This is a genomic window from Pseudomonas sp. TMW 2.1634, assembly GCF_001703595.1.
Classification (GTDB): domain Bacteria; phylum Pseudomonadota; class Gammaproteobacteria; order Pseudomonadales; family Pseudomonadaceae; genus Aquipseudomonas; species Aquipseudomonas fragi.
Genome location: NZ_CP016849.1, coordinates 2,101,536 through 2,123,157 on the forward strand (window position 1 = coordinate 2,101,536; position 21,622 = coordinate 2,123,157).

A 21,622-nucleotide genomic window follows, 5' to 3' on the forward strand; every position below is an offset into this window, starting at 1 on the left:
GTAGCAACCTGTGGCAGCGGGCTTGCTCGCGACTCGATCGACGCGGTGCCTCAGGGCAACCGCACCGAGGCTATCGCGAGCAAGCCCGCTCCCACAGAGTCAGGGGGGCAGTGGGTCAGAAGTCCCGTTTGTAGAAAATATCCAGCGAGCTGGCAAAGCCGCTGGCCACTTCCACATACACGCGTTTGCTCAACTTGTAGCGCAGGGCAATGGTGCTGGCCGGTTCAAACACACCGACACCGTAACGCACGCTCAAACGCTCGTTGATCTTGCCACTGGCCACCACCGCCGTGCTGTTGCCGGTACCTTCGGTATCCAGCTCGAACTCCTTGAGGCCCAGGTGATTGGCCAGGCTGGTGGTAATCCCCGAACTGCCCATCAACCCCAGGCCCAGGGCCGCTTGTGCCAACAGATTCTCATCCTCTCCGGTACCCGTCAGCGGACGCCCCAGAATCAGGTAGGACAACGCCTGTTCCTGGCTCATGGCCGGCTCGGAGAAGATTTGCGTGGTGGGTTGCTCCGCACTGCCGGTGAGGCGAATCCCGGCAATCACATCATCGGTCTGGCGCACGGCTTCGATGTCCAGGTACGGCTGGTCGATCGGCCCGGCAAACAGCAGGCGCGCCCGGCGAATGGTCAGCTTCTGGCCATAAGCCCGGTAGCGGCCGTTGTTCAAGCGCAGTTCGCCACGGGTGTCCATGTTGTTGCCGATATGCACCTGCCCCGCCAGATCGGCGTTCAGGCCAAAGCCGGAGAAGGTCAGCAGCTCCTGCCCCACCACCACGTTGATATCCATGTCGACCTGCATCGGCGCGGCTTCATCCGTTGCCTGCTGGCCCACGATAACCGTGTCATCCGAGACCTTGACTGTCGATGGCGGCAATTCACGCACCACGATTTCGCCCTTGGGCACGTTCACCGTACCGGCGATCAACAGGGTGTTATCTGGATTGAGGGAGATTTTCAGGTCCGGGGCCACTTCCAGCTTGGCATAGGGCTCGACTGTCACCGGCAGGTTATTGCCCTTGACCAGCACATTGACCGCCACCGCCTGGCCCCAGGCCACATTACCGCTGACGCTGCCCTGGCCTTTGTCACCGCTGGTCCAGCCGCCATTGATCAGCGCCGTTTCACCGTTGATGGCCAGTGAAAGCTGCACATTTTCAAAGTTGGTCGGCAACTCCGGCCCCGAAATCTCACCGCCGGTCAGCGCCACAGTGCCGTTGACATGGGGCGACAGCAAAGCACCCGAAATCGTGCCGGAGCCGTTGAGCTGACCGGTGAGTTTTTCCACCATCGGCGCGAACGGACGAATCATCGACACATCCAGCCCGGTGAGGCGGAACTCGCCGGTAATGGGCTTGCTCTTGGGCAGCGGATTGATCCGCGCTGCCAGCATCAACTGCCCCAGCTTGCCACCGTCGAAATCAAGGCGCGATTCAACCCGGTTAGGGGTCAGGTTGCTGGTCAGCTTGAAGGCCTGATACGGGAAATCCAGCCACTGACCTTTGTCTCTGAAGCGCAACGTACCGCCACTGGCATCCACCACGACCTGGCCCTTGGGCCCGCTGGCAGGCAAGTCCAGGATCAGGTCGGCATTGAGCTGCCCCTGCCACTGGAAGTCCTTGGGAAACCACTCGGCCAGGCTATCGAGGGGGAACTGCTTGAGGTGCAAACGCAGTTTCGGGTCCGGCACCAGGCGCTGCTCTTCACTGCACAAACTCGCCGGGCCGGAGAGCCAGCACTGCGCCCCGAGGTTGAGCCGGCCATCGGCCAACCGCTCCAGACGTGCCGGGTTTTGCAGCACCCAAGCCTGGCCGCCGGCCTTGACGTCACCACTGACCAGGCGCCCGCGCCAGTTGTCCTTGTCCAGCCCGCCATCCAGAGCCAAAGCCAGTTGCAACATGGGCCCTTGCAAATCCAGTTTGAGCTGCTGGCGCTTGATATCGCCACTGCCGTTGGCCGTGAGTACACCCAGCTCTGTGTCACCGGCGCGGATGCCACTGCCCTTGAGGTCGATGCGGCCGCGCTGGTTGCGGTCGAGGCTGGCATCCAGGCTCAGGTTTTGCAGATGATTGTCGGCAAATGCCAATTGCTGACCATTAAGTGCCACTTTGCCTTGCGGTGCCTTGAGGGTTCCGCCTACATCGACTCGGCCCTTGAGCTGACCGCGCAGTTCGGGCCACAGCTGGCCCAGACGCGGCATATTGAGATCAAGCTGGGCCTTGATTTGCTCCTGCAAACTGGCGGTGCCATTGATGCGGTTATCGCCCAGGCGTATATCCAGCGCACTGACCGTCCAGGCTTCACCCGCACCGTTGGCCTTGGCTTGCAGCACGGCAGGCAGGCCGCGCAAACGGCCCTTGAGGTCAAGGTTGGCATCCAGTTCCAGGCGCTCGTTTTTGAACGAACCCTTGCTGCGCAACGGGCCTGCCAGCGTGCCCGGCAATTCGGCCACCCAGTACGCCGGGTTGAGCGCACTCAAGTCCAGCGCCGTGTCCCACACCACGCCATCGGCGAACTGCACATTGACGTGACCTTCGGCCTTGCCCTGCCCGGCCACCAGCTTCAACTGCGGCAGAAATATCTTGCCCAGGTCACCACTGAACGGGCTGCTGAGGCTGAACTTGCCCGCCGGGCCATCGAGGTCCGCCGTGAAGTTGCCCAGGTAGTTACCGTCACGGTAGGACACTTCCCCCACAAACGTTCGCAAATCCACATCCGGCTTGTCGATCACCGGATACAGGTTGTGCCAGGGAAATTCCAGCCAGTCGATTTTGGCCTCGGCGCTCAAGCCTTCGTGCCAGTCCACCTGCCCCGACAGCTTCAGGCGCTGCTGGGGGTTGGCGCTCAGATCCAGCGCGGCGATCTGCGCGCCCTTGGCATCCACGCGGCCCTTGAGCAACAGGTTCACCGGCTCTTTCTCGGCGGGCAAGGTGGCGCTGCCATTCAATTCATAACCGTCCTTAAGATCGCCCTTGGCTGTCAGCAGCAGCTGATTAAGCTGTAGGGTATCTGGCAGATCGGGGCTGGCCTTGAACGGCTCGGCGGTGATGCTCAACTGGGCCGGCAAGTTGTCGGCCAGGGGCTGTAGCTCGCCCGTCAAGTGTGCATTGATATAACCGTTGGTGTCAGCCTTGAGGTTCAAGGTCGTACGCAGGTTGCCATCCACCTTGAGCGCAACGGCCAGGGGTTTGCCATCCGGCGCTGGCAGGCTGAGATTGCCTTGCACCGTCAGCGGCCAGTCGCCATTGGGCTGCAGCAGGCCGGACAATTCCACGTTGAGGTCTTCACGCTCGACCTGCACCGAGTCGAGCTGCAAGCCCTTGGCCGTCCACTGTGCCGACAACTGCATGCCCTTGAGCTGCTCGATGCCGTTGAACAGCACATTGCCGACCTTGATCACGCCCACTTCAATCGCCAGCGGCAATTTCAGCTCCGGCAGGCTGATCGGCCCGCTGCTGCTGTCTTCGCTCGGCGGGAACTGCAGGCTGATCTGCTCGGCCTGCAATTGATCGATACACAACGTCATGCGGGTCAGACAGCCCGGAGACCAGGCGAAGATCGGCCGGCTTACCTCCACCCGGCTGGTGCCCTGTTCCCACAACACGTGATCGGCGCCCCACTGGCCGCCCAGGCGCCCGGCAAAATTATCAACCTGCAAGCCCGGCACTTGCCCCAGCACCCAGCGGCTGCCCGCTTGCGTACCCAGAATCACGCCGACGCTGACAACCACCAGCAGCACCAATGCCAGCAGCACCAGCCCGGCTATTTTCAAACCACGAATCACAGTTCTGGCCCCATCGAAAAGTGCAAACGGACCCCGCCGTCATCGTCCAGCGCATGGGCCAGATCCAGACGTATCGGGCCAACCGGCGAGATCCAGCGGATACCCACGCCGACCCCGGTTTTCAAACTCGGGAAGTCCAGTGTGTTGAAGGCGTTGCCCTGATCGACAAAGGTCGCCCAGCGCCATTTTTCGGCGAACTGATATTGATACTCCAGGCTGCCGGCGAGCATATAGCGCCCGCCGATGCGATCACCGTCGGAGTTTTTCGGCGACAGGCTCTGGTAGTCATAGCCGCGCACGCTCTGGTCACCACCGGCGAAAAAGCGCAAGGATGGCGGAATCGACTTGTAGCCATTGGTGGCGCTGCCGCCAAACTGGATACGGCCCAAAAAGCGGTGTTTTTCCCACAGGGTGGTCAGCGCCTTGAATTTCACGTCGCCATGGAACAGGTTGGTATCGGACATCAGCCCTTGCTTGGCCACCTGCATGTCCGTACTTACGCTGTAGCCGTGGCTGGGGTCGATGCGGTTGTCACTGCGCAATACCGAGTAGCTGACGCCGGGCATCAGCAGGGTGCTCAGGCCCGAGTCATCGCCCAGACGATATTCTTCGTGCTGCCACCTGAGCGAGATAATGCGCGTCCAGCCGTTGTCCAGTTTGCTGTGCCACTCGGGGCCGACCGTGAGCAACTTGCTCAAGGTGTCGGTGTTGGCAATTTCTTCGTTTTGATAACCGGCAGCCAGACGCAGTTTGTCGGTCAGCGGCGGATCCAGCGGGATGTCATACCAGGCACCGATGTTTTGCTTGGGCTGGGAAATTTCCGATTCAAAACCGTAGCTGTCGCCGCGCGGGTTGCCCCAGTGGCGCATCCAGCTGGCCTTGCCGCGGGCACCGGTGTCGGTGGAGTAACCCAGGCCCAGGGTCATGGTGCGCGGCTTGCGGGTTTCCAGGTCGACGTCGACCGGGATCACCTGCCCCACCGCGGTACTCGGCGCGGCATCGACGCGCACGATTTCAAAGTAGCCGCTGCTTTGCAGATTCTGATTGAGCTCGGCGACCAGTTCCGAGTCATAAGGGGTATCGGGGGTAAACGGCACCATGCGTTGCAGCAAGGTCTGGTCGAAGGGAGCATCGCCGGCAAAGCTGACTTTGCCCAGTAAAAAACGCGGTCCGCTTTCGTAGACCAGATTGATATCGGCATACCCGCCTTTCGGGTCGACCAGCAGTTCGTGCTGAGTGAATTTGCCGTTAAAAAAACCGTAACGCAGGGCACGGTTCTGGATCAGGCGCTTGGCATCTTCGTAATTGCCCTGGTTGAGCACCGCGCCGGGTTTGAGGTCATCGCTGGCCGGTATCTGAAAGGCCTTGAGCGAAGCGGCCGGGCCTTCGATACGCACGTTGACGTTGCGCAGATGCACCGGCTCGCCGGGATCGATACTCAACACCAGACGCGGCGGATCGCCGGGCTTGACCTCGGTTTCTATGGAGGGCTGGTAGTAACCCAAGGCCTGGGAAGCCTTTAAGGCCTGCTCCTGCGCGCCACGTTGAAAACGCAAAAGCGCTTTCTCGTCACGGTCGCCGAGGCTGCCTATATAGCCTTCCACGTTGGCCTTGAGGGCGTCGTTTGCCGGTTTGACCTTGACCACCAACTCGCTTTGGGCAAACGCCGCAAAACTGCTGAGCAGCAGGACAACACCACTGGTAAATCTTCCTGGGAACGTCATAGGCGCGGATGCTATCACGGGCTGGGGGGCTCATAGAGCGCGCCAAAGGGCAAAAAGTTCGTCTTCAAGCCGTTGCAGTATGTAACACCTGCGGATTGGCATGGAAAAACACATGTTCCACAACCGGCCCGATGGCCACTTCACCGATTTCCACATAGCCCTGGCGCTTGTAGAAGTCCAGGTAATGCGGGTTGCCGGTGTCGAGCACCACGCCTTCGGAATGCTCATCTTCGGCGCACCAATTGTGCACCGCCTCAAGCAACTGCTCGCCGTAATGCTGGCCCTGGAATTCGGGGTGAATACCCAGCAGCGGCAGCATATGCACCGCATCTCCCGGCACGCAGGCCTGCACCGCCTGGTGATAGGCCAGATAGCGCCGCGTGCAGCTCAAACCGGTGCTGAGCACCATGCGCAACTGCCAGGCCCAGCTCTCGGTAATGCCCAGGCGCCGTTGCGGCGGCGCGATCAGGGCAATGCCCAACAACCGGTCATTGACCAGCAGGCCCAGCGCTGGCAAATCCTGCAAAAAATGCTGCTTGACCAGTTCGCGTACCGTGGCCCGGACCCGTTGCTCGTAGCCGCTGCGCTCGGCGTTGAACAGAAAACGAAACGTCGGCTCATGGCGATAAGCCTGGTACAGCAACGAACGCGCCTCTCTTGAATAGCCACTGTCGAGCAATCGAATCTCACTGGTAGCGTTCGGCGTTTGCGTCATGCGATCAACCTCCCGGGCGCGGCCTGGATAGCAGCGCTTCTAATGGGTACGAACCCCCGAGGGCCATGACAGTTCAATCATGGCCGAATGCATCCTACGTTAGCAGTGCATTCGGCCCACTGCACGCTGGCAGCCGGGGCGTCAGTCCGCTAGCATCGCAGTTTTGTTCAGGACTGCCCGCCCATGAAAATCGTTTCATTCAACATCAATGGCCTGCGCGCTCGGCCGCATCAGCTGGCAGCGCTGATCGAGAAACATCAGCCTGACGTGATCGGCCTGCAGGAAACCAAGGTCCATGATGACCAGTTCCCGCTCGCCGACATCGAAGCCCTGGGCTATCACGTGCACTTTCATGGTCAAAAAGGCCATTACGGCGTCGCCCTGCTTTCGCGCCAGCCTCCCCTGGAACTGCACAAGGGCTTTGCCAGCGACGAAGAAGACGCCCAGCGCCGGTTTATCTGGGGCACTTTCGCTGACGAAAACGGCCAGCCGGTGACCATCATGAATGGTTACTTCCCACAGGGCGAAAACCGCGACCACCCTACCAAGTTCCCGGCCAAGCAACGCTTCTACAGCGACCTGCAACAGCTGCTGGAAAGCCGGTTCAGCAATGAACAACCGCTGGTGGTGATGGGCGACATCAATATCTCGCCGCAAGACTGCGACATCGGTATCGGCCCGGACAACGCCAAGCGCTGGCTGAAAACCGGCAAGTGCAGCTTTTTGCCCGAAGAGCGCGAATGGCTGGAGCGCCTCAAGAACTGGGGGCTGGTGGACAGCTTCCGCTACCTGCACCCGGACGTGGCCGACCGTTTCAGCTGGTTTGACTACCGCAGCCGTGGCTTTGAAGACGAGCCCAAGCGTGGCCTGCGCATTGACGTGATCCTTGCCTCCCAGGGGCTGGTGCCACGCATCAAGGCAGCGGGCGTGGACTACGACCTGCGCGGCATGGAAAAACCGTCCGATCATGCGCCGATCTGGCTGGAATTGAGCTGAGCAGGAGAGCTTGCTTGCTGTGGGAGCGGGCTTGCTCGCGATGGCCTCACCTCGGTTTTCTGACAGACCGCGTGGCCCGCATCGCGAGCAAGCCCGCTCCCACACCGGAGGGGTCTGTCATCGGTTTGAAACCTTTCTGACTTAAATTGCAGACCTTTCTACGGCCCCAGGAAGGTGCCTTCCCATGCTGCGCTTTTTGTCGTTGACCCTGTTATGCGCCATCACCAGCCTGGCGACAGCGGCCGACCTGCGTATCCAGGGTTCCAACACCATCGGCGCCAACCTGGGGCCAGCTCTGGTCAGCGCCATGCTCGCCGAACAGGGCCTGCATGACATCCACAGCGTCCCGGTGATCCCGCCCAACGAGCACAGTATTGTCGGCACCACAGCCCAGGGCCAGCAGATCCGCGTGGATGTCGCCGCCCACGGTTCGGGCACCGGTTTTACTGCGCTGGCTGCAGGGCTTGCGGATCTGGTGGCTTCGTCACGGCCCATCAAGGACCGCGAACTGGTAGACCTTGAGCCCCTGGGCGACCTGAAAAGCCCCGGCGCCGAGCAAGTGATCGCCATCGATGGCCTGGCAATCATTCTGCACCCGCACAACCCCCTCAACCAGCTCAACACCGAGCAACTGGCACTGATTTTCAGCGGCCAGATCAGCCGCTGGGAACAGGTGGGCGGCACCGGCGGGGCGATTCACCTGTATGCCCGCGACGACCAGTCCGGCACCTGGGAAACCTTCAAGGAGCTGGTATTGAACCGCAACGGGCAGCCCTTGAGCAGTACGGCGCAACGCTTCGAATCCAGCGAACAGTTGTCCGACGCGGTCAGCCATGACCCGCAAGCCATCGGCTTTATCGGCCTGCCCTATATCCGTGAGGCCAAGGCCGTGGCTATTGTCGACGGGGCATCGCAACCGATGTTGCCGCTGACCAGCCTGATTGCCAGCGAAGACTACCCCTTGTCGCGCCGCCTGTTCCTGTACTTGCCCCCGGCCACGAACAACCCCTGGGCCAAGGCGCTGGTGGCCTTTACCCAAAGCCCGCAGGGCCAGGCCATCGTCGGGCAAAACGGCTTTGTCGCGCAAAGCGTTCAGGCGGACAACGTGATGCCGGGCGCACATATGCCGGAGCAGTATCAGGCGCTGACCCGGGAGGCGCAGCGCCTGTCGGTAAATTTTCGCTTTGAGGAAGGCAGCGCTTCACTGGACAACAAGGCGCGCCAGGACTTGCTGCGCGTGGTCGACTACCTGAGCGCCCACGGCAAGCTCGACAAGCAGGTCACGCTGGTGGGTTTCGGCGATGCCAAGGATGACCCGCAGCGAGCACAACTGCTGTCCCGGTTACGGGCAATGGCGGTGCGCCGCGAGCTGGTGAAAAGTGGCGTGATACCCCGGGAAATTCAAGGTTACGGTGCTCAAATGCCGGTGGCAGCCAACACCGAAGATGAAGGCCGCCTGAAGAATCGCCGGGTTGAGGTGTGGGTGTATTGAAGCAGCAGCGGAACAACCTGTGGGAGCGGGCTTGCTCGCGATAGTATCGACCCGGCACTGCTGATACACCGCATTGACCGCATCGCGAGCAAGCCCGCTCCCACACAAACCCGCTACCACTTGTCCAGCTCAAACTTGCCCACCGCGGCCCGGTGCACTTCGTCCGGGCCATCCGCCAGGCGCAGCGTGCGCTGCATCGCATACATATAAGCCAGCGGAAAATCCCCCGAAACCCCTGCCCCGCCATGCATCTGAATGGCCCGGTCAATCACTTTCAAGGCAACGTTGGGGGCGACAACCTTGATCTGGGCGATTTCGCTTTTCGCCACTTTGTTACCCACCGTATCCATCATATAGGCGGCCTTGAGGGTCAACAGCCGCGCCATGTCGATCTCCATGCGCGAGTCGGCAATCTTGTCGATATTGCCCCCCAGATGTGCCAGCGGCTTGCCGAACGCAGAACGCGCCAGCGAACGTTTGCACATTAATTCCAGGGCCCGCTCGGCCATGCCGATCGAGCGCATGCAGTGGTGAATCCGCCCCGGCCCAAGACGCCCCTGGGCAATCTCGAAGCCCCGACCTTCACCCAACAAGACGTTTTCATACGGCACACGCACGTTGTCGAACAGCACTTCGGCGTGACCATGAGGTGCATCGTCGTAGCCGAACACCGGCAGTGGCCGCACGATTGTTACCCCCGGTGTGTCCACCGGCACCAGGATCATCGAGTGTTGCTGATGGCGCGGGTTTTCAGGGTTGCTCAAGCCCATAAAAATCATGATCTTGCAGCGCGGGTCACAGGCCCCGGACGTCCACCACTTGCGACCGTTGATCAGCCACTCGTCACCGTCACGCACGGCGCGTGCAGCCATATTGGTGGCGTCCGCCGAGGCAACGTCCGGTTCGGTCATGGCAAACGCCGAGCGAATCTCACCGCGCAGCAGCGGCTCCAGCCACTGCTGTTTTTGCGCCGTGCTGGCGTAGCGCACCAGGACTTCCATGTTGCCGGTGTCCGGTGCGGAACAGTTGAAGGGCTCGGAGCCCAGCATCGAACGCCCCATGATTTCAGCCAGCGGCGCGTATTCAAGGTTGCTCAGCCCGGCCCCCCGTTCGGACTCGGGCAAAAACAGATTCCACAGGCCCTCAGCCCTGGCCTTGAGCTTCAGCTCCTCCATGATCGCTGTGGGCTGCCAGCGGTCGCCTTCAGCCACTTGCTGATCAAAAATCGCCTCCGCCGGGTACACATGGGCGTCCATAAACGCTGTCACACGCTCGCGCAGTGCCTGAACCTTCGGGGAATAAGCGAAATCCATAAGTGGCTACCTTCTAACGGGAATGCTGAAAAGTGATACCCGATGCTAGATCAGACACCCTTTATTTGCGCTACCTATTAACGGCGTGTATTACCATTCATAAGCAATATATGATCGGACCACCTCCCCCTTTCCAACAACAAGAGCCACCGCGCCATGAACCTGAACAAGGTCGATCTGAATCTGTTTATCGTCTTCGACGCCATCTACACCGAAGCCAACCTGACCCGCGCCGGGCAGATTATCGGCATCACCCAGCCGGCGGTGTCCAATGCCCTGGCGCGGTTGCGCGAGAGCTTCAACGACCCGCTGTTCGTGCGAACCGCCCAGGGCATGGTGCCCACCCCGATGGCGCAGAACATCATCAGCCCGGTGCGCAGCGCTCTGGCGCTGTTGCGTGTTTCGGTGCAGGAAAGCCGTACCTTCAACCCCCTGCAAGCCAACAAGACCTACCGCATCAGCATGACCGACCTGTCAGAAGCAGTGATTTTGCCGCCGCTGTTCCAGCGCCTGCGCCGTCAGGCACCATCGGTAGTGGTCGAGAGTTTTCTCTCCCATCGGCGTGAGACCACCAGTGATCTGGCCGCAGGACGCCTGGATTTTGCCGTGGATGCCCCGCTCAACACCGACCCCCAGGTGCGGCATGTCAAATTGATGGAAGACCGTTATGTGTGCGCCATGCGCCAGGGCCACCCGTTGGCCGCCAGGGCCGCCCTGAGCCTTGAGGATTACCTGGCACTGACCCATATCCATATCTCGACCCGGCGCAATGGCCTGGGCGAAGTGGACCTGGCGCTGGGCAAAATGGGCCTGCAACGCAAGATCACCCTGCGCTCACAGCATTACCTGATGGCCTCCAATGTGCTGCAACAGACCGACATGGCAATGACCGTGCCCGAGCGTTTTGCCCGCCGCCACGGCCTGCACTTTGTGCCCCTGCCCCTCACTGAACTGCCCAATGTGGAAACCCATCTGTACTGGCACGAAAGTACCGAGCAAGACCCGGCCAATCGTTGGATGCGCGAGCAACTGATCGAGCTGTGCCAGCAACAGCAGAAATCCGAAGCGGCCAGCTTGCTTGACGTAAACGTCAACCACGGATTAGTTTAGTCATACGATTCCTCCAGAGCCCGCCCATGAGCAGCCAGACGTACAGTATTTCCGACCTTGCCCGCGAGCTGGACATCACCACCCGCGCCATTCGCTTTTATGAAGAGCAGGGCCTGCTCGCCCCCGAGCGACGTGGCCAGGAGCGGGTGTATTCGGCGCGGGACAAGGTCAGCCTGAAACTGATCCTGCGCGGCAAGCGCATCGGTTTTTCGCTGGCCGAATGCCGCGAACTGATCGAGCTTTACGACCCCACCAGCGGCAACCAGAAACAACTCAACAGCATGCTGGCCAAGATCGCCGAGCGCCGCGAACAGCTGGAGCAGCAATTGCTCGATATCCAGCAGATGCAGCTGGAGCTGGACACTGCCGAAGAGCGGTGTCTCCAGGCGCTGGAACAGACCATAAAAAAACAAACGACTAAAAGTCCCTCACCCTAGCCCTCTCCCAAAGGGAGAGGGAACGGACCGCATACGAACTCAAGAACACCACCAATTTGCCCCCTCTCCCTTTGGGAGAGGGTTGGGGTGAGGGCTTGGCAAGACACATATTTCAACAGACAGGGTGACCCCCCATGACACTTCCAACCCATGTGCGCCTGATCGAAGTCGGCCCGCGCGACGGTTTGCAAAATGAGGCACAACCGATCAGCGTCGCCGACAAGGTGCAACTGGTCGACGCCCTGACCGATGCCGGGTTGGGCTATATCGAAGTCGGCAGTTTTGTCTCGCCCAAGTGGGTGCCGCAAATGGCCGGCTCTGCTGAAGTTTTTGCACAAATCCGGCGCAAGCCGGGGGTGGTGTACGGCGCGCTGGCACCGAACCTGCGCGGCTTTGAAGATGCCGTGGCCGCCGGGGTAAAAGAAGTCGCGGTATTTGCCGCCGCCTCCGAGGCGTTCTCGCAACGCAATATCAATTGCTCGATCAGCGAAAGCCTGGCGCGCTTTGTGCCCATCATCGAAGCGGCCCAACAGCACGGTATCAGCGTGCGCGGTTATGTGTCCTGTGTGCTGGGCTGCCCTTATGAAGGCCAGGTCAGCCCGCAGCAAGTGGCACAGGTCGCGCAGGAGCTGTACGCCATGGGCTGTTACGAAGTGTCACTGGGCGACACTATCGGTACCGGCACCCCCACAGACACGCGCAGCTTGTTTGACGCCGTCACGGCATGCGTGCCACGAGAGAAACTCGCCGGTCACTTCCACGATACCTACGGCCAGGCGCTGGTGAATATCTACGCCAGCCTGCAGGAAGGTATCGCGGTATTCGACAGTTCAATTGCCGGGCTCGGCGGCTGCCCTTATGCCAAGGGCGCCAGCGGTAATGTGGCCACGGAAGACGTGTTGTACATGCTCAACGGCATGGGCATCCAGACCGGCGTCGATATGGACAAGCTGTTACTGGCCGGTGCGCACATCTGCAAGGTCCTGGGCCGTGTTACCGGATCGCGGGTGGCCAAGGCCCGCCAGGGCTAAAAAGTGTTCCGAGGTGTTACCTCGCCGCCACACAAACGAGTAACACGGAAACAAACCGGCCCTGCCCAGGGCCGGTTTTTTATTGCCTTAATTTATAAATCACTGATTTATAAGGATTTTTAAAAGTTGGCACGGCTCCTGCTATCTCTATGGCATAACAAGAATAAAAACCGCAGCAACATAATAAGAACAATACGAAACGACTCTGACATAACAAAAACAACACGGCAGAGACGCAGCTAACAGATTTTTTTGGAGAAGGTTTGCTTTTCCGAGGGCCTAAAAGCCACTCGCAACCGGGCAGAGAACAATAAAACTACCTTCAGGTAGCACATGCACAGGTTGGATCACGGGTTTGATAGCCAGTGATAAAAGTGGATCAGCGCTCAAAAAAATACGTTTGCTCTTGATCCCGGATGGGGATCGCAAAAAAACGCAGCAAAAGGGCGAGTTCCAAAAACAACAATAGACCGCCCTTCAATAATAAAAAAAGAGCACGCAACGCATATTAAAGGGGAGCCTCGGCTCCCCTTTGTGTTGTCTGGGGTTTGTTGTGGGAGCGGGCTTGCTCGCGATACAGGCGCTGCGGTGAGCCAGTCAAACCGCGTCGCTACCATCGCGAGCAAGCCCGCTCCCACAGGGTTTGGTCATTTCTGTTGGCAGTCCTGAATACTGATCTCACGCATCTTGAATTTCTGGATCTTGCCGGTCACGGTCATCGGGAATAACACATATTAAAGGGGAGCCTCGGCTCCCCTTTGTGTTGTCTGGCGTTTGTTGTGGGAGCGGGCTTGCTCGCGATACAGGCGCTGCGGTGAGCCAGTCAAACCGCGTCGCTACCATCGCGAGCAAGCTCGCTCCCACAGGGTTTGGTCATTTCTGTTGGCAGTCCTGAATACTGATCTCACGCATCTTGAATTTCTGGATCTTGCCGGTCACGGTCATCGGGAATAACACATATTAAAGGGGAGCCTCGGCTCCCCTTTGTGTTGTCTGGCGTTTGTTGTGGGAGCGGGCTTGCTCGCGATACAGGCGCTGCGGTGAGCCAGTCAAACCGCGTCGCTACCATCGCGAGCAAGCTCGCTCCCACAGGGTTTGGTCATTTCTGTTGGCAGTCCTGAATACTGATCTCACGCATCTTGAATTTCTGGATCTTGCCGGTCACGGTCATCGGGAATAACACATATTAAAGGGGAGCCTCGGCTCCCCTTTGTGTTGTCTGGGGTTTGTTGTGGGAGCGGGCTTGCTCGCGATACAGGCGCTGCGGTGAGCCAGTCAAACCGCGTCGCTACCATCGCGAGCAAGCCCGCTCCCACAGGGTTTGATCATTTCTGTTGGCAGTCCTGAATACTGATCTCGCGCATCTTGAATTTCTGGATCTTTCCGGTCACGGTCATCGGGAATAACACATATTAAAGGGGAGCCTCGGCTCCCCTTTGTGTTGTCTGGGGTTTGTTGTGGGAGCGGGCTTGCTCGCGATACAGGCGCTGCGGTGAGCCAGTCAAACCGCGTCGCTACCATCGCGAGCAAGCCCGCTCCCACAGGGTTTGGTCATTTCTGTTGGCAGTCCTGAATACTGATCTCGCGCATCTTGAATTTCTGGATCTTGCCGGTCACGGTCATCGGGAATGCATCGACAAATTTGAAAAAACGCGGCGTCTTAAAGTGCGCAATCCGCGACTTGCACCAGGTTTGCAGCTCCAGTTCATTGGCCGTATGGCCGGGATGAAACTTGATCCAGGCCACGATCTCTTCACCGTATTTGGCGTCGGGGATGCCCACAATCTGCACGTCTGCCACGGCTGGATGGGTGAAAAAGAACTCTTCCAGCTCGCGTGGGTAAATATTCTCACCACCGCGAATGATCATGTCCTTGTTGCGCCCCACAATCCGCACATAGCCCTGCTCATCCATCTGCGCCAGGTCCCCGGTGTGCATCCAGCCTTCGCCGTCGATGGCATCTGCAGTTGCCTGCGGGTTGTTCCAGTAACCGAGCATCACGCTGTAGCCACGGGTACACAACTCGCCAATCTCACCCCGTGCGACGGTATTGCCTGCAGCATCGATCAGCTTGCTCTCCAACTGTGGCTGGGTACGCCCTACCGTGGTAACACGCAATTCCAGTTCATCCGCAGGACCTGTCTGGATTGATACCGGGCTGGTTTCGGTCATGCCATAGGCAATTTGTACTTCCCCCATGTGCATTTCGCTGATCACCCGGCGCATAACCTCGATCGGGCAGGTGGCCCCGGCCATGATCCCCGTGCGCAGGCTCGACAGATCAAACGCGGCACGCTGCGGGTGGTCGAGCATGGCGATAAACATGGTCGGTACACCGTAAAGGCCAGTAGCCCGTTCCTCGGCCACCGCTTGCAGCGTCAGGCCCGGGTCAAAGGCCTCTGCAGGGTAAATCATGGTGGTGCCATGGGTGACACAGCCCAGGTTACCCATCACCATGCCAAAGCAGTGATAAAGCGGCACCGGGATCACCAACCGGTCATTGGCCGTCAGCCCCAGGCTTTCGCCGACCATATAGCCATTGTTAAGGATATTGCGATGGCTGAGGGTCGCGCCCTTGGGGAAACCCGTAGTGCCCGAGGTGTACTGGATATTGACCGGCTGGTCGACATGCAGGCTGGCTTCGCGGTCACGCAATTGCTGCGGCTCGACCTCGCCCGCTAATGTGGCAAGTTGCGACCAGGGTAAAAAACCTTGCGGCGGCTCGGCGGCGAGGCTGATGACCCCGCGCAAATCGGCAAAGCGTTCACAGTCCAGAGCCCCGATCGACTGCTGCGCCAGCTCAGGAATCAGCTTCTGGAGCATGGCGTGGTAGTTGGAGGTCTTGAACGCGCCGGCACACACCAGCCACTGGCAGGCCGATTGCTTAAGCACGTATTCCAGTTCCGAGAGCCGGTAAGCCGGGTTGATATTGACCAGGATCACACCGATCTTGGCGCTGGCAAACTGGCAGATAAACCATTCGGCACCGTTGGGCGCCCACACCCCCAGCCGGTCCCCTGCCTGCAACCCCAAGGCCAACAGCGCCCGGGCATGCAGGTCGACGGCCCGGGCCAGCTGCGCCCAGGTGTATCGTTGGTGTTGATGGCGCACCACCAACGCTTCGCCCTCGGGGTAACGCGCAGCCGTGCGGTCAAATGCCTGACCGATGGTCATCGCCAGCAGCGCCTTGTCCTGCGCGCCCTGGCTGTAACTGGGGACGGATTGCAACTTCATGACAACTCCTCTTGTGATTGTTTTGGGAGCATGAGCAAGGCGCATGCTCGGCGCCCTCTCAATAGAAGAATAGCAATGACTCTGGCCTAAGTTGACGTTAACGTAAAGGTCATTGACAGTTAAAGGCGTCAAGTTTACGTTAACGTAAAGGTTATCGATGGCGACGCATTAACCGCCTCCACAAGAACAATGACTATAGGTGCCCCATGAGCTACCCCACCCTGAACTTCGCCCTGGGCGAAACCATCGACATGCTGCGCGATCAGGTCCAGGCCTTCGTTGCCGCCGAGCTGGCACCTCGCGCGGCGCAAATCGACAAGGACAACCTGTTCCCCGCCGATATGTGGCGCAAGTTTGGCAACATGGGTCTGCTCGGCATCACTGTCCCGGAAGAATACGGCGGCACCGGCCTCAGCTACCTGGCCCATGTGGTGGCCATGGAAGAAATCAGCCGCGGCTCGGCCTCGGTCGCCCTGTCCTACGGCGCCCACTCCAATCTGTGCGTCAACCAGATTAACCGTAACGGCAGCCATGAACAGAAACTCAAATACCTGCCCAAGCTGATCAGTGGCGAACACGTCGGTGCCCTGGCCATGAGCGAACCGAATGCCGGTTCCGATGTGGTATCGATGAAGCTGCGCGCCGACAAGCGTGGCGACCACTTCGTGCTCAACGGCAGCAAGACCTGGATCACCAATGGCCCAGACGCCAGCACCTATGTGATCTACGCCAAGACCGACCTGGAGAAAGGCCCGCACGGTATCAGCGCCTTTATCGTCGAGCGCGACTGGAAAGGCTTCAGCCGCAGCAAGCATTTCGACAAGCTGGGCATGCGCGGGTCCAACACCAGCGAGCTGTTTTTCGACGATGTTGAAGTGCCAGAGGAGAACATGCTGGGCACCCTCAACGCCGGGGTCAAGGTGCTGATGAGTGGCCTGGACTACGAGCGCGTGGTGCTCTCGGGCGGCCCTACCGGGATCATGCAAGCGTGCATGGACCTGATCGTGCCCTACATCCACGACCGCAAGCAGTTCGGCCAGAGCATCGGCGAGTTCCAGCTGATCCAGGGCAAGGTGGCCGACATGTACACCCAGCTCAATGCCAGCCGCGCCTATCTGTATGCCGTGGCCGCCGCTTGCGAGCGTGGCGAAACCACGCGCAAGGATGCCGCCGGAGTGATTTTGTACAGCGCCGAACGCGCCACCCAAATGGCCCTGGACGCCATCCAGATTCTGGGTGGCAACGGCTACATCAATGAATTCCCGGCCGGGCGCCTGCTGCGTGATGCCAAGCTGTATGAAATCGGCGCGGGCACCAGCGAAATCCGACGCATGTTGATTGGTCGCGAACTCTTCAACGAAACCCGCTAAGGAGCGCCGGCATGTCCATCTTGCAGACGACGATCAACCCGCGCTCGGCCGAGTTCGGGCTTAACCGCGACGCCATGCTCAAACAGGTCGAGGCCTTGCACGCCCTGCTTGCACAGGTGCAACAGGGCGGCGGCGCCAAGGCGCAGGAGCGGCATACCTCGCGGGGCAAATTGCTGCCACGGGAACGGATTGACCGCCTGCTCGACAGCGGTTCGCCATTCCTTGAATTGAGTCAGTTAGCGGCTTACAACGTGTACGGCGAAGATGTTCCGGCCGCCGGAATCATTGCCGGCATAGGTCGGGTCGAAGGCGTGGAATGCATGATTGTCGCCAACGACGCCACGGTCAAAGGCGGTTCGTACTACCCGCTGACGGTCAAAAAACACCTGCGGGCGCAAACCATCGCCGAGCAAAACCGCTTGCCGTGCATTTACCTGGTGGATTCGGGCGGTGCCAACCTGCCGCGTCAGGACGAAGTGTTCCCCGACCGCGAGCACTTTGGGCGGATCTTCTTCAACCAGGCCAACATGAGCGCAGCGGGCATCCCGCAGATTGCCGTAGTCATGGGTTCCTGCACCGCAGGCGGCGCCTATGTGCCAGCAATGGCCGACGAAGCCATCATGGTGCGCCAGCAAGCCACCATCTTCCTCGCCGGCCCCCCCCTGGTAAAAGCCGCCACGGGTGAAGTGGTTAGCGCCGAAGACCTGGGCGGTGCCGATGTGCATTGCAAGATTTCCGGGGTGGCCGACCATTATGCCGACAGCGACGAGCATGCCCTGGCACTGGCCCGTCGCAGCGTGGCCAACCTCAACTGGCGCAAGCTGGGCCAGGTGCAGCAACGCACGCCGCTGGCCCCGCTGTATGGGCGTGATGAGCTGTATGGCATTGTGCCAGCCGATGCCAAGCAGCCATTTGATGTGCGCGAAGTGATTGCGCGGCTGGTGGACGGTTCGGTGTTCGATGAGTTCAAGGCCCTGTTTGGCACCACGCTGGTGTGCGGCTTTGCCCACTTGCACGGCTACCCGGTGGCGATTCTGGCCAACAACGGCATCCTGTTTGCCGAAGCCGCGCAAAAAGGCGCGCACTTTATCGAGCTGGCCTGCCAGCGCGGCATCCCCCTGGTGTTTTTGCAAAACATCACCGGCTTTATGGTCGGGCAAAAATACGAAGCGGGCGGCATTGCCAAGCACGGCGCCAAACTGGTCACCGCCGTGGCGTGCGCCAGGGTGCCGAAGTTCACCGTGATCATCGGCGGCAGTTTTGGCGCCGGCAACTACGGCATGTGCGGTCGCGCCTACGACCCGCGCTTTTTGTGGATGTGGCCAAACGCCCGGATCGGCGTGATGGGCGCGGAGCAAGCCGCCGGTGTATTGGTCCAGGTCAAGCGTGAACAGGCCGAGCGCAATGGCGTTGCGTTCTCGGCCCGCGAAGAGGCCGAGATCAAGCAGCCGATCCTTGACCAGTACGAACACCAGGGCCACCCCTACTACTCCAGCGCACGCTTGTGGGATGACGGCGTGATCGATCCGGCGCAAACCCGTGACGTATTGGCCCTGGGCCTGTCGGCAGCCTTGAACGCCCCTGTCGAAGCCACCCGTTTCGGTGTGTTCCGGATGTAACCCCACAGCCTTTCAGGACTGACCAACATGATGGATTTCAACACCCTCGAACTGCACACCGATCCCCGGGGCTTTGCCACCCTGTGGTTGAGCCGTGAGCAGAAGAACAACGCCTTCAATGCCGAGATGATCCGCGAGCTGATTCTGGCCCTGGACGCGGTACAGGCTGATCCTGCCGTCCGCTTTTTGCTCTTGCGCGGGCGTGGCAAGCATTTCAGCGCCGGTGCCGATCTGGCCTGGATGCAGCAGTCGGCCGAGCTGGACTACCACACCAACCTCGACGACGCTCGCCACCTGGCCGAGCTGATGTACAACCTGGCCAAGCTGAAAATGCCGACCCTGGCCGTGGTCCAGGGCGCGGCCTACGGTGGCGCACTGGGCCTGATCAGTGCCTGTGACATGGCCATCGGTGCCGATGACGCACAGTTCTGCCTGTCGGAAGTGCGCATCGGCCTGGCCCCTGCGGTCATCAGCCCGTTTGTAGTGCAAGCCATCGGTGAACGCGCAGCCCGGCGCTATGCACTTACCGCAGAGCGTTTCAGTGGCGAACGTGCCCGCGAGCTGGGCTTGCTCTCGGAATGCTACCCCCTGGCGGAACTGGAACAGCACATCGCCCGCTGGACCGACAACCTGCTGCTCAACAGCCCGCAAGCCATGCGCGCCTGCAAGGACCTGCTGCGCGAAGTCAGCCACGGCGCACCGACCCTGGCCATTCGCCGTTACTGCGAGAACGCCATCGCCCGCATCCGGGTCAGCCCCGAGGGCCAGGAAGGCTTGCGTGCTTTTCTGCAAAAACGTGCCCCCAGTTGGCAAGCCGATCCCTCGAGCCTGGAGCCGCGCCCATGACCGCCCCTCTTCTGACATCCGTACTGGTGGCCAACCGTGGCGAAATCGCCTGCCGGGTAATGCGCACGGCCAAGGCCCTGGGCCTCACCACGGTCGCCGTCCACAGCGCGACCGACCGCGACGCGCGGCATTGCCGCGAAGCCGATCTCTGTGTGGATCTGGGCGGCAGCAAAGCGGCCGACAGCTACCTGAAAATCGACAAAATCATTGCCGCGGCCAAGGCCAGCGGTGCCCAGGCGATACACCCCGGCTACGGTTTTTTGTCGGAGAACGCAGGCTTTGCCCGTGCCATTGAAGCGGCCGGGCTGATTTTTCTTGGCCCGCCCGCCAGTGCCATTGATGCAATGGGCAGCAAGTCCGCCGCCAAGGCCTTGATGGAAGTGGCCGGTGTGCCGCTGGTGCCGGGCTATCACGGCGAAGACCAGGACCTGGAAACCTTCCGCCTGGCCGCCGAGCGCATCGGCTACCCGGTGCTGCTCAAGGCCACGGCAGGTGGCGGCGGCAAGGGCATGAAGGTGGTCGAAGACGTCAGCCAGCTGGCAGAAGCACTGGCTTCGGCACAGCGCGAAGCCTTGTCGTCCTTTGGCGACGCGCGAATGCTGGTGGAAAAGTATGTGCTCAAGCCGCGTCATGTCGAGATCCAGATTTTTGCCGACCAGCACGGCAACTGCCTCTACCTCAATGAGCGCGACTGCTCGATTCAGCGTCGCCATCAAAAAGTCGTGGAAGAAGCGCCAGCACCGGGTTTGAGTGTCGAGCAGCGTCAGGCGATGGGCGAATCGGCCGTGCGGGCAGCGCAGGCCATCGGCTATGTGGGTGCGGGCACCGTGGAATTTTTACTGGATGCGCGAGGTGAATTCTTCTTTATGGAGATGAACACTCGCCTGCAGGTTGAGCACCCGGTTACAGAAGCCATTACCGGGCTGGACCTGGTGGCCTGGCAAATCCGCGTGGCCCGCGGTGAAGCCCTGCCGATCACCCAGGCGCAAGTCCCGTTGAACGGCCATGCCATCGAAGTGCGCCTGTATGCCGAAGACCCGAGCCATGATTTTCTGCCGCAAACCGGCCGTCTTGAGGTGTATCGCGAGTCGGCCGCAGGCCCGGGCCGTCGTGTGGACAGCGGGGTCTGCGAAGGCGACGAGGTGTCGCCGTTCTACGACCCGATGCTGGGCAAGCTGATTGCCTGGGGTGAAGACCGTGAACAGGCCCGTCTGCGCCTGCTGGCCATGCTCGATGAGTTCGCCATTGGCGGGCTGAAAACCAACCTGAGCTTTTTGCGCCGTATCATCGGCCACCCGGCCTTCGCTGCAGCCGAACTCGACACCGGCTTTATCCCACGCTTCGAAGAGCAATTGCTGCCTGCAGCAGAGCCTTTGCCTGCAGCCTTCTGGTCTGCTGGCGCACAAGCCTTCGATCAGAGCCAGCCGCCCAGGGTACGCACTGATGATCCGGCCTCCCCCTGGTCGGCCCACAACGGCTTTCGCAGCGGTCTGCCAGCACAGACCTTGCTGGCCCTGACCTGCAATGGCGAGCAAGAGGTCATCCACCTCAGCGCCAGCACGGCCACCTTGCGCGATGAGCAACTGGTTATCGAACAGGACGGTGTGCGCCGCCAGCACCTGGCCATACGCCGCGGCGATGCACTGTACCTGCGCTGGGACGGTGAGCTGCACTGCGTGCGCCTGCACGACCCGATCAGCGCCGTGGACGCCAGCCACACGGCCCAGGGCGGCCTGACCGCACCGATGAACGGCAGCATCGTGCGGGTACTGGTTGAGATCGGGCAAACCGTCGAGGCCGGTGCGCAACTGGTGGTGCTGGAAGCCATGAAAATGGAACACAGCCTGCGTGCGCCCCATGCAGGCGTGATCAAGGCGTTGTTCTTCCAGGAAGGCGAGATGGTCAGTGAGGGCTCGGCGCTGGTCGAGCTGGAATGACAAAAGGC

At 60.5% G+C, this 21,622-nt stretch carries 14 protein-coding genes; 9 read left to right on the top strand and 5 right to left on the bottom strand.

Going from position 1 to position 21,622, the window contains the following annotated elements; translation table 11 throughout:
- Positions 1–115 precede the first annotated feature (115 nt).
- The 3 genes from BFC21_RS10030 to BFC21_RS10040 form a co-directional block, all read right to left on the bottom strand.
- Positions 116–3,790, bottom strand: a complete 3,675-nt coding sequence (locus BFC21_RS10030) for a translocation/assembly module TamB domain-containing protein (RefSeq protein ID WP_120266024.1) — start codon at positions 3,788–3,790, stop codon at positions 116–118.
- Positions 3,787–5,514: an autotransporter assembly complex family protein gene (locus BFC21_RS10035; protein WP_088377822.1), complete on the bottom strand. Its 1,728-nt coding sequence runs from the start codon at positions 5,512–5,514 to the stop codon at positions 3,787–3,789. The genes BFC21_RS10030 and BFC21_RS10035 overlap by 4 nt, the downstream gene beginning before the upstream one ends.
- Positions 5,515–5,578: 64 nt before the next feature.
- On the bottom strand, positions 5,579–6,229 hold the full coding sequence (locus BFC21_RS10040) for a GNAT family N-acetyltransferase (RefSeq protein ID WP_029611591.1): 651 nt from the start codon (positions 6,227–6,229) through the stop codon (positions 5,579–5,581).
- 183 nt (positions 6,230–6,412) lie between these two features.
- Between BFC21_RS10040 and xthA the strand changes: the two genes are divergently transcribed.
- Positions 6,413–7,225 carry an exodeoxyribonuclease III gene (xthA, locus tag BFC21_RS10045; protein WP_016782361.1) on the top strand — a complete coding sequence of 271 codons (813 nt, stop codon included), beginning with the start codon at positions 6,413–6,415 and terminating at the stop codon, positions 7,223–7,225.
- Between the two features lie 184 nt (positions 7,226–7,409).
- A complete protein-coding gene (locus BFC21_RS10050) occupies positions 7,410–8,717 on the top strand; it encodes a substrate-binding domain-containing protein (protein ID WP_088377823.1) in 1,308 nt (435 codons plus the stop codon).
- A gap of 113 nt (positions 8,718–8,830) precedes the next feature.
- Here the strand turns inward: BFC21_RS10050 and BFC21_RS10060 are convergent, their stop codons facing one another.
- Entirely contained in the window at positions 8,831–10,030 is a 1,200-nt protein-coding gene (locus tag BFC21_RS10060) for an acyl-CoA dehydrogenase (protein ID WP_088377824.1), read from the bottom strand.
- Positions 10,031–10,186: 156 nt separating this feature from the next.
- Between BFC21_RS10060 and BFC21_RS10065 the strand changes: the two genes are divergently transcribed.
- The 3 genes from BFC21_RS10065 to BFC21_RS10075 all read left to right on the top strand — a co-directional run bounded on the left by BFC21_RS10065 (position 10,187) and on the right by BFC21_RS10075 (position 12,608).
- Positions 10,187–11,140, top strand: a complete 954-nt coding sequence (locus BFC21_RS10065) for a LysR family transcriptional regulator (RefSeq protein WP_088377825.1) — start codon at positions 10,187–10,189, stop codon at positions 11,138–11,140.
- Positions 11,141–11,166: 26 nt separating this feature from the next.
- Positions 11,167–11,577: a MerR family DNA-binding transcriptional regulator gene (locus tag BFC21_RS10070; protein WP_016782358.1), complete on the top strand. Its 411-nt coding sequence runs from the start codon at positions 11,167–11,169 to the stop codon at positions 11,575–11,577.
- 134 nt (positions 11,578–11,711) lie between these two features.
- On the top strand, positions 11,712–12,608 hold the full coding sequence (locus tag BFC21_RS10075; protein WP_120266025.1) for a hydroxymethylglutaryl-CoA lyase: 897 nt from the start codon (positions 11,712–11,714) through the stop codon (positions 12,606–12,608).
- Positions 12,609–14,159: 1,551 nt separating this feature from the next.
- Here BFC21_RS10075 and BFC21_RS10085 read toward each other — a convergent pair.
- Positions 14,160–15,842: an AMP-binding protein gene (locus tag BFC21_RS10085; protein ID WP_120266026.1), complete on the bottom strand. Its 1,683-nt coding sequence runs from the start codon at positions 15,840–15,842 to the stop codon at positions 14,160–14,162.
- A 206-nt stretch (positions 15,843–16,048) separates the two neighbouring features.
- On the opposite strand from BFC21_RS10085, the gene BFC21_RS10090 reads away from it, so the two are divergent.
- Genes BFC21_RS10090 through BFC21_RS10105 form a run of 4 tightly spaced genes read left to right on the top strand, consistent with a single transcriptional unit; the run spans position 16,049 to position 21,614 of the window.
- On the top strand, positions 16,049–17,212 hold the full coding sequence (locus BFC21_RS10090) for an isovaleryl-CoA dehydrogenase (protein ID WP_088377828.1): 1,164 nt from the start codon (positions 16,049–16,051) through the stop codon (positions 17,210–17,212).
- 11 nt (positions 17,213–17,223) lie between these two features.
- Positions 17,224–18,831 (top strand): carboxyl transferase domain-containing protein, encoded by a 1,608-nt coding sequence (locus BFC21_RS10095; protein WP_088377829.1) that lies wholly within the window; start codon positions 17,224–17,226, stop codon positions 18,829–18,831.
- A 27-nt stretch (positions 18,832–18,858) separates the two neighbouring features.
- Positions 18,859–19,677 carry a gamma-carboxygeranoyl-CoA hydratase gene (locus BFC21_RS10100; RefSeq protein ID WP_088377830.1) on the top strand — a complete coding sequence of 273 codons (819 nt, stop codon included), beginning with the start codon at positions 18,859–18,861 and terminating at the stop codon, positions 19,675–19,677.
- Positions 19,674–21,614 carry an acetyl/propionyl/methylcrotonyl-CoA carboxylase subunit alpha gene (locus BFC21_RS10105; protein WP_088377831.1) on the top strand — a complete coding sequence of 647 codons (1,941 nt, stop codon included), beginning with the start codon at positions 19,674–19,676 and terminating at the stop codon, positions 21,612–21,614. The genes BFC21_RS10100 and BFC21_RS10105 overlap by 4 nt, the downstream gene beginning before the upstream one ends.
- Positions 21,615–21,622 lie beyond the last annotated feature (8 nt).